This is a genomic window from Winogradskyella sp., assembly GCF_016744625.1.
Taxonomy (GTDB): Bacteria; Bacteroidota; Bacteroidia; order Flavobacteriales; family Flavobacteriaceae; genus Winogradskyella.
In genome coordinates this window covers 1-7,643 of sequence record NZ_JADGDZ010000124.1, presented here as the reverse complement: position 1 = coordinate 7,643, position 7,643 = coordinate 1, and the positions used below count along the sequence as shown (strand labels likewise).

The 7,643-nt window shown below is 30.8% G+C and carries 7 protein-coding genes; 4 read left to right on the top strand and 3 right to left on the bottom strand.

Annotation, left to right across the window (positions count from 1 at the left end):
* Positions 1-194 precede the first annotated feature (194 nt).
* The 3 genes from QZZ53_RS16185 (at position 195) to QZZ53_RS16175 (ending at position 3,041) form a co-directional block, all read left to right on the top strand.
* Positions 195-506, top strand: coding sequence for a rhodanese-like domain-containing protein (locus QZZ53_RS16185; RefSeq protein WP_296386621.1), 312 nt, complete (start codon positions 195-197; stop codon positions 504-506).
* A gap of 16 nt (positions 507-522) precedes the next feature.
* Positions 523-933: a rhodanese-like domain-containing protein gene (locus QZZ53_RS16180; protein WP_296386619.1), complete on the top strand. Its 411-nt coding sequence runs from the start codon at positions 523-525 to the stop codon at positions 931-933.
* Positions 934-1,073: 140 nt separating this feature from the next.
* The gene (locus QZZ53_RS16175) at positions 1,074-3,041 is read left to right on the top strand and encodes a thioredoxin family protein (RefSeq protein ID WP_296386617.1); all 1,968 of its coding nucleotides are present in this window, start codon (positions 1,074-1,076) and stop codon (positions 3,039-3,041) included.
* Position 3,042: 1 nt separating this feature from the next.
* On the opposite strand, the gene QZZ53_RS16170 is transcribed toward QZZ53_RS16175, so the two are convergent.
* On the bottom strand, positions 3,043-3,771 hold the full coding sequence (locus QZZ53_RS16170; RefSeq protein ID WP_296386615.1) for a nitroreductase family protein: 729 nt from the start codon (positions 3,769-3,771) through the stop codon (positions 3,043-3,045).
* A gap of 183 nt (positions 3,772-3,954) precedes the next feature.
* Here QZZ53_RS16170 and QZZ53_RS16165 point away from each other — a divergent pair, with 183 nt between their 5' ends.
* On the top strand, positions 3,955-4,959 hold the full coding sequence (locus QZZ53_RS16165) for a hypothetical protein (protein ID WP_296386612.1): 1,005 nt from the start codon (positions 3,955-3,957) through the stop codon (positions 4,957-4,959).
* A 17-nt stretch (positions 4,960-4,976) separates the two neighbouring features.
* Here QZZ53_RS16165 and QZZ53_RS16160 read toward each other — a convergent pair whose 3' ends face one another.
* Both QZZ53_RS16160 and QZZ53_RS16155 read right to left on the bottom strand, forming a co-directional pair.
* Entirely contained in the window at positions 4,977-6,320 is a 1,344-nt protein-coding gene (locus QZZ53_RS16160) for an ATP-binding protein (protein WP_296386610.1), read from the bottom strand.
* On the bottom strand, positions 6,310-7,643 hold a 1,334-nt coding region (locus tag QZZ53_RS16155; RefSeq protein ID WP_296386608.1), incomplete at its 5' end, for a sigma-54 dependent transcriptional regulator. The genes QZZ53_RS16160 and QZZ53_RS16155, both read right to left, overlap by 11 nt.

Sequence of the window (7,643 nt, the reverse complement as noted above, 5' to 3'; positions counted from 1 at the left end):
CTCTAATTAAAGGTAAAGATATTGAAGTAAATAAAACTAGAGCAATAGGCTGTTCTATTAAAGTTTAATAGTGGAGTTTCTCTTACATTGAGAGAAATTTTAATAAATAATTAAATCCGAAGTGTAACACTTCGGATTTTTTTTCGTCTATATCATAAGGAAATGTTAATTTTGCGGAAGCTAAAAAGATGATTATGGCAGATTTATCGCAAGAAGAATGGATAAAACAACAAGAAGAAGACAATAATTCTATTGTTTTAGATGTTAGAACACAAGATGAAGTTGATGAAGGGATTATTTCTAATTCAATTCACATTGATATTTATAGAGGTCAAGGTTTTATTGATGAAATCGAACAATTAGATAAAACCAAGAATTATTACGTGTATTGCAGATCTGGTAATAGAAGCGGACAAGCATGTGTAATAATGAATCAATTAGGTTTTGATAGTGCCTATAATTTAGTAGGTGGCTTTAACGAGTGGGATGGAGAAGTTACCCGCTAAAAAAATAGTAGTAATTATGAAAAAATTATATTTATTCGGTTGTCTTTTTATAGCAGTGAGCTTTTGTACAAGTTGTATTGATAGCAAAATTGATAATACGGAAGTAAAACTAGTTACTGCTGAGGAAATGCAATCTATTTTAGAGTTAGAAGATGTGCAATTAGTAGATGTACGCACTCCAAAGGAATTTGACGAAATTCGTATTGCAAACTCTCAGAATATAGATTTTAAATCTCCAACTTTTGATGAGGATATAACCAAACTAGATAAAAATAAGCCAGTTATTTTATATTGTAAATCTGGCAGAAGAAGTGCTAAATGTGCTAAAAAATTAAAAGATGCTGGGTTTGAAAAAATTTACGATCTCGATGGCGGAATTTCAAAATGGAAACATTCTGATAAATTAAAGATTGAAGTAAAATCTTAAAAACTGTGAACCGAACAATTTGTTCGGTTTTTTTATACCTTAAGAAATAATGTTTTATTTCTTAAGGTTTTTATAAATTAGTCGACTGATAATTAATTATAAAAGCACATCAATTATATTTGTGTTTTAATGCTTTGTTTATGACGATTAAAAAAGTACTACTGCTTTGCCTTTTGGCATTTTGTTTTTCATTCAATTTACACTCTCAAATTTTAGAACCTGTTAAATGGGAGTCTTCAGTTGAGAAAATTTCTGATACTGAGTTTAATCTAATCTTCACTGCTAAAATTGAAAATGGATGGTATATTTATTCTCAGGAAGAATCTGATGGCCCTTTGCCAACTTATTTTGAGTATAAGAATCAAGAAGGTAACTATAAACTTGTAGGCGAAACATCTGAGCCAGATGTAAAACCTAAATATGATAAAATCTTTGAAATTGATGTAAAGAAATTTGAAGGTGAAGCGGATTTTATACAGCGTATAAAAATCTTAAATCCAGCTTTAAAACAAGTTGAAGTGTTTTTATCGCACCAAATTTGTGATGATCAGAAGTGCATATTACAAGATTTTAATTTTAATATGTCTTTGGATGGATCAGAAGTCGCAAAAGAAGAAATTGTAATTGACGAACGTAGTAAAAAATTATCTGAAGAATTAAATCTTAACGTAACTGGTTGGGATAAATATGAACAACAGACTGTAGAAGAACAGAGTAATCTGTCAATCTTTTTTCTTGGCTTTCTAGGTGGTTTAATTGCTTTGTTAACACCATGTGTCTTTCCAATGATTCCATTGACAGTATCATTTTTCACTAAGAGTGCAAGTGATTCTAAAAAGGGCTTATTTAACTCCATACTATATGGTTTTTTCATTTTCTTAATCTATGTGTTATTAAGTATTCCTTTTCATTTATTAGATTCTTTAGATCCAGGAATTTTAAATAATATTTCGACTAACGTCACTCTTAATATTATATTCTTTGTCATATTCGTAGCTTTTGCATTTTCATTCTTTGGTTATTTTGAGTTGACTTTACCACAATCTTGGAGTGCTGCAATGGACAGTAAAGCAAATAAAATTGGAGGCTTTATTGGTATCTTTTTTATGGCTTTGACTTTAGCGATTGTATCGTTTTCATGTACAGGACCTATTTTAGGAACTCTATTAGGAAGCTCATTAACTGCAGATGGTGGAGCAATGCAATTAACTATGGGAATGAGTGGGTTTGGTTTAGCCTTAGCTTTGCCTTTTACATTATTTGCAATGTTCCCAAAATGGCTAAACTCGTTACCAAAATCTGGTGGTTGGTTAAATACAGTAAAGGTTGTACTTGGATTTATAGAATTGGCATTAGCACTTAAGTTCTTGTCTAATGCAGATTTAGTAGAACATTGGGGACTTTTAAAACGTGAAGTCTTTATTGGTTTATGGATTATTATAGGTATTGGTTTAGCATTATACCTATTCGGAAAAATTAAATTCCCTCATGATGGTCCATTACAGAAACTAGGTAAAGGAAGAATAACCACTGGTATTTTGGTTATTACATTCATTATTTATTTAATTCCAGGTTTAACCAATACAGAGTATGCTAATTTGAAACAATTAAGTGGTTTCCCTCCACCAATGTTTTATAGTTTATACGATAAAGCATCAGATTGTCCTTTAGATCTTAATTGTCATAAGGATTTAAGCGAAGGTATTGCAGCAGCTAAGTTAGAAAACAAGCCTATTCTATTAGATTTTACAGGTTGGGCTTGTGTAAATTGTAGAAAGATGGAAGAGCAGGTGTGGAGTACTATAGAAGTATACGATATGCTGCAAGACAATTACATAATCATTTCACTTTATGTTGATGACAAAAAGGAATTAACAGAGAAAGAACAATTTCAATATTTAAGAACAAATGGTACAGTGAAAAATATTGAGACTATTGGTGATAAATGGGGAACATTACAAACCATAAATTTCCTAAACAACTCACAACCTTACTATGTCTTGTTAGATCATAATATGGAATTACTTAACGTAACAAATGCTTACGAACCTAGTGCAGATGCTTATCTCAAATGGTTGAAAACTGGATTAGAGAATTTTAAGAAGTAGATTAGGTTTTAAAATAAACGTCTTCAAAAGGAACTCTAAATCGTGGACCATAGATACCCTTGTCATCTCTTATGCCACAACCAATTACCATATTGATTTCGGAGCCTCTAGGAAGCTTTAAGATTTGTTTTACTCTTAGAGTATCACTGCCTTCCATAGGACATGTGTCATAGCCGATAGATGCCATGCTTATCATAAAATTTTGAGCTGCTAATCCAGCACTTTTTTGTGCAACTATACGCATGTCACTTAAGCGTGTTTGTCTATATACAGGCTTAAAAAGACCAATAATTTGAAATACAAAATATTTGATATAACCTAATATTCCTAGAATGTCAGTGTAAATAGTTGGAATCAATTTTTTGTAATAATTAGTAGCCATTTTTTTACGCTTTAATTCGCGCTCACTTAAATCAGGTTTGTTATATACTTTGTTGAGAAATTCAATATTAGATTTAGCGCGTTTTCTCCATAAGTCTTTACGCGAAACTATTACCACTAATTGTTGTGCAGTTTTTGCCGCACTTTGATTAAAACAAGCTTCTGACATTCTATTTAAAATGGTTTTATCTGTAATATGATAAAATTCCCAGAGTTGAAGATTACTACTCGTAGGTGCTAATGACGCATTAACCAAACACTGTTTTACCTTATCTGAATCAATAGGTTCATCTTTGTAAACACGTGTTGAACGTCTATAAGTAATAGCTTCTGAAACAGTTTTTTCCATAGTTAATTATTTAAAAGGTATAAAGTACAAGATAATAGAATAAACAAGAATTGTTTTCAATTTTAATATAAAGCTTATCTTGAAAGCGTATTATGAAACGAGCATGTTAAAAGCAGAATCATTTTAAGAGAATGATTAATAGCGAACAGCATATGACCGATGAAAAAAAATTATTAAAGGCACATGAGAAGTGAAACTATAGATTATATTAATATTGCGTTATTGATTATATCATTTATTGCAGCAATATTTTTACCCTTTGAGCTTTTTCTTTTTTCTTATGCGTTTTTAGGACCGTTACATTACCTAACAGAAATTAATTGGCTTGATGATAAGAAGTATTTTATAAAATCTAAGTCTCAAGCTTATATTGCATTTATTATTTTTGCTGCAATTATAGCTATTTACCCATTAATTAAATACTTAGATTATAATAATGAATTCTTTAATGTTATTAGTTCTAAAAAGAACGTTATTCTTCTCATAGGTTTTATGTTTTCAGTTAGCCTAATAATTTTCACAAAGGCCAAACAACTTATTTTGGCATTTGCGTTTAGTGCCTTGTTTTCTGTTATATGTTTTCTTTATATCCCAAAAATTGTTTTAGCATTGGGTGTTTTTCTGCCTACACTTATTCATGTGTATGTGTTTACACTTCTTTTTATGATTTATGGACAGTTAAAGCATTATAGTAATGCTGGTTTAATTTGTGTTATTCTACTTATTGTTTTTCCCATAACACTTTTGTTTATGGATTTAGTTCCTGAGTCTTATATGATTTCAGATTTTGCTAAAAGCACTTATATTGCAAGTGGTTTCTTATCTATTAATAATACTATAGCTGGTCTTTTCGGTAATTTGAATACATCTAATTTTGGTTTAATGTCTTCTATTATTGTGAAGGTTCAAGTTTTTATAGCTTTTGCTTATACCTATCATTATTTAAACTGGTTTTCTAAAACCTCAATAATTGGATGGAAAGCTAGTTTATCAAGTTCAAGAATGAAGTATATTGTGTTTTTATGGATATGTTCTGTAGGTCTATATTTATATGATTACGTAACCGGACTGATTGCTTTATTTTTCTTAAGTCTTTTACATGTAGTTTTAGAATTTCCTCTTAATATTACTACGATAAAAGAAATAGGTTTAGCGGTTGTTAAAAAGTTAAATTTACGTTCTAATTAATTTTATACTGAAGAATTTTAAAAGACCAAACTAAAGACAGAACCTTCTCCTTCAATACTTTTTACAATGATTCTACCTTTATGAAGCAACATAATTTGCTTACAAAGACTTAAACCGATTCCACTTCCTGTGGCTTTGCTGGTGAAGAATGGAACAAAAATATTTTCTAAAATATCTTGAGGAATACCAGAGCCATTGTCAAAGACTTTAATGACAATATCCCTATTAGGATTTTGGGAGGCAAGCACTTTGATTTCTGCATTGTCTTTGCTTTTACAGGCGTCAACAGCATTTAATATAAGATTAATCAATACCTGTTCTATAAGGTGTGTGTCAATATCTAATTCTAACTTTGGCCCAGAAATATTGAATTCTATATCAATATTTTTTGCTATTATGGAAGGCTCCATTAATAACTGAATGTTATTGAATAACTCTGAAACCTTAACACGTTGTAAATTTAGGTTAGTTACTTTACTTAAACTACGATATGTTTTAGCGAATTTTAAAAGCCCTTCACTTCGGTTTTTAATAGTTTTTATACCAGAGTTAAGATCTTCTAATTCTAAATGAGACTCTTCAGGTTTTTCAATGGCGACTTGTAAGTTTCTTTGAAGTGTATCTGCTAAAGATGAGATTGGTGTAATAGAATTCATGATTTCATGGGTCATTACACTTAACAATTTTTTCCAAGATTCAGATTCATTTTTATTTAACGTATCATCAATATTCTGAATGACAATTAACTTAAAAGCATCTTCATCAACTTGAAAAACAGTATCAGAAATCAAGATTTTAATTTTTTCATTTTGAAGTGCTATCGAAATAGAATTCGGTTCTCTATGATAGGTTTCAAAAATAGTATTGAATAGTTCGGGTTTTCTATTTTCAATAAATCTTATGTTTTTAAAGGAAGGTACATCTAAGGTTTCGCCAAAAGAATCGTTGCTCCAAAGCACGTCTCCAGATTCGAGATTATAAGCAATGATACCTATATCTACCATTTCTAAAATCTTCTGCAAATAAACATATTGCGCTTGGTTCTTAGAGTTGATCTCTTTAATAGTTCGGTTAATTTCATTAAAACCAGTATACAAAAATCGAATGTCTTTTGGGCCTCTATCTTCGGGAAACCATCGCGAAAAATCTCGATACTTAACAGCTTCAAAAAAATCGTCCATTGCTACAAAACGACGTTTTACAAAGGAGTAAGTGTTAATCAGTAAGTAGAGTAACCCGATACTTATAATCACAGCATAAGCAGTCTCATCTTTGTAAATCATATAACTTAAAGCAAGTATTGTACTCACAAGAAGTAGAATTCTAAAAAACAACCAAATGATGTAACTTCTATAGTTCATACTTATCTAGACGTCTATATAAAGCAGCTCGTGTAATTCCTAATTCTTTGGCAGATTTAGAAACGTTTCCTTTGTTTTTTTCTAATACAGTAAGAATAGCATTCTTTTCTATTTCATCTAAATTTAAACTAGTAGTTGCGTTACTTGTAGTTGCAGTAGAGCGCTCAATAGAGGAAAATACCAAATCTTCTGGTTTTAATGTGCTACCATCAGTCATAATTATAGCACGTTCTAACACATATTGAAGTTCTCTTACATTACCAGGAAAGTCATGCTTTTTTAATTTAGAAATAAATCCAGAATCAAAGGAAAAAGGATTTTTATTATACTTTTCGGCATATAATGAGACAAAATAACGAGACAATTCTGTGATATCTGTGCCACGATCTCTCAAAGGAGGTACAATAATATCAACCGTATTAATTCTATAAATTAAATCCTTTCGGAACTTCTTTTCGTCTGCCAATACTTTTGGGTCAATATTAGTAGCACAAATCAATCTTATATCAATGGGAATAGAATCGTTAGAACCCAAAGGTGTTACTTGTCTATTTTGTAGAACAGTTAATAAACGTACTTGTTGTCCTAAGCTAATGTTTCCAATTTCGTCCAAGAATAATGTTCCACCATTTGCGGCTTCAAATCGTCCTTTTCTGTCTTCTCTAGCATCTGTAAAAGCACCTTTTTTGTAACCAAATAATTCACTTTCAAATAGTGAAGAGGTAAGCGCACCAACATCAACTTTTACAAAAGGTTTATCGCGTCTGTTTGAATTATCGTGAAGTGCTCTAGCAATTAAATCTTTACCTGTTCCATTTTCACCAAGTACCAAAACGTTTGCATCTGTAGGTGCTACTTTTTTTAATTTAACAAAGACGTCATTCATTACGTCACTATCACCAATAATTTCAACACTGTTTGTCTTAAGGTTGTCCTTTTGAGAGCTATTAGATTTTTTGCTTTCAAGAATTGTGGTTATAGTCTCAATAATCTTTTCATTTTTCCAAGGCTTCATTAAAAAGTCTGAAGCACCTTCTTTTAAACCTCTTATCGCTAAATCAATATCAGCATAAGCAGTCATTAGAATAACTGAAGTTTCAGGCTTTTGCTTTCGTATTTTATTCAACCAAAAGATACCTTCATTACCAGTATTGACCAAGCCATTAAAGTTCATGTCTAAAACGATAATGTCATAATTAGCACGCTCTATTTGCGAAGTAATATTACTTGGATTCTTTTCGGTAACCACTTCTTTTACGAGCGGTTTAAGGAGAAGTCTTAATGCGGTTAGCACATCAACATCGTCATCAATTACTAATACTG

What these genes read in the sequence shown, in the direction of transcription:
- QZZ53_RS16185 (WP_296386621.1), top strand. Translation starts at nt 195, where the DNA reads ATGGCAGATTTATCGCAAGAAGAATGGATAAAACAACAAGAAGAAGAC.
- QZZ53_RS16180 (WP_296386619.1), top strand. Translation starts at nt 523, where the DNA reads ATGAAAAAATTATATTTATTCGGTTGTCTTTTTATAGCAGTGAGCTTT.
- QZZ53_RS16175 (WP_296386617.1), top strand. Translation starts at nt 1,074, where the DNA reads ATGACGATTAAAAAAGTACTACTGCTTTGCCTTTTGGCATTTTGTTTT.
- QZZ53_RS16170 (WP_296386615.1), bottom strand. Translation starts at nt 3,771, where the DNA reads ATGGAAAAAACTGTTTCAGAAGCTATTACTTATAGACGTTCAACACGT.
- QZZ53_RS16165 (WP_296386612.1), top strand. Translation starts at nt 3,955, where the DNA reads ATGAGAAGTGAAACTATAGATTATATTAATATTGCGTTATTGATTATA.
- QZZ53_RS16160 (WP_296386610.1), bottom strand. Translation starts at nt 6,320, where the DNA reads ATGAACTATAGAAGTTACATCATTTGGTTGTTTTTTAGAATTCTACTT.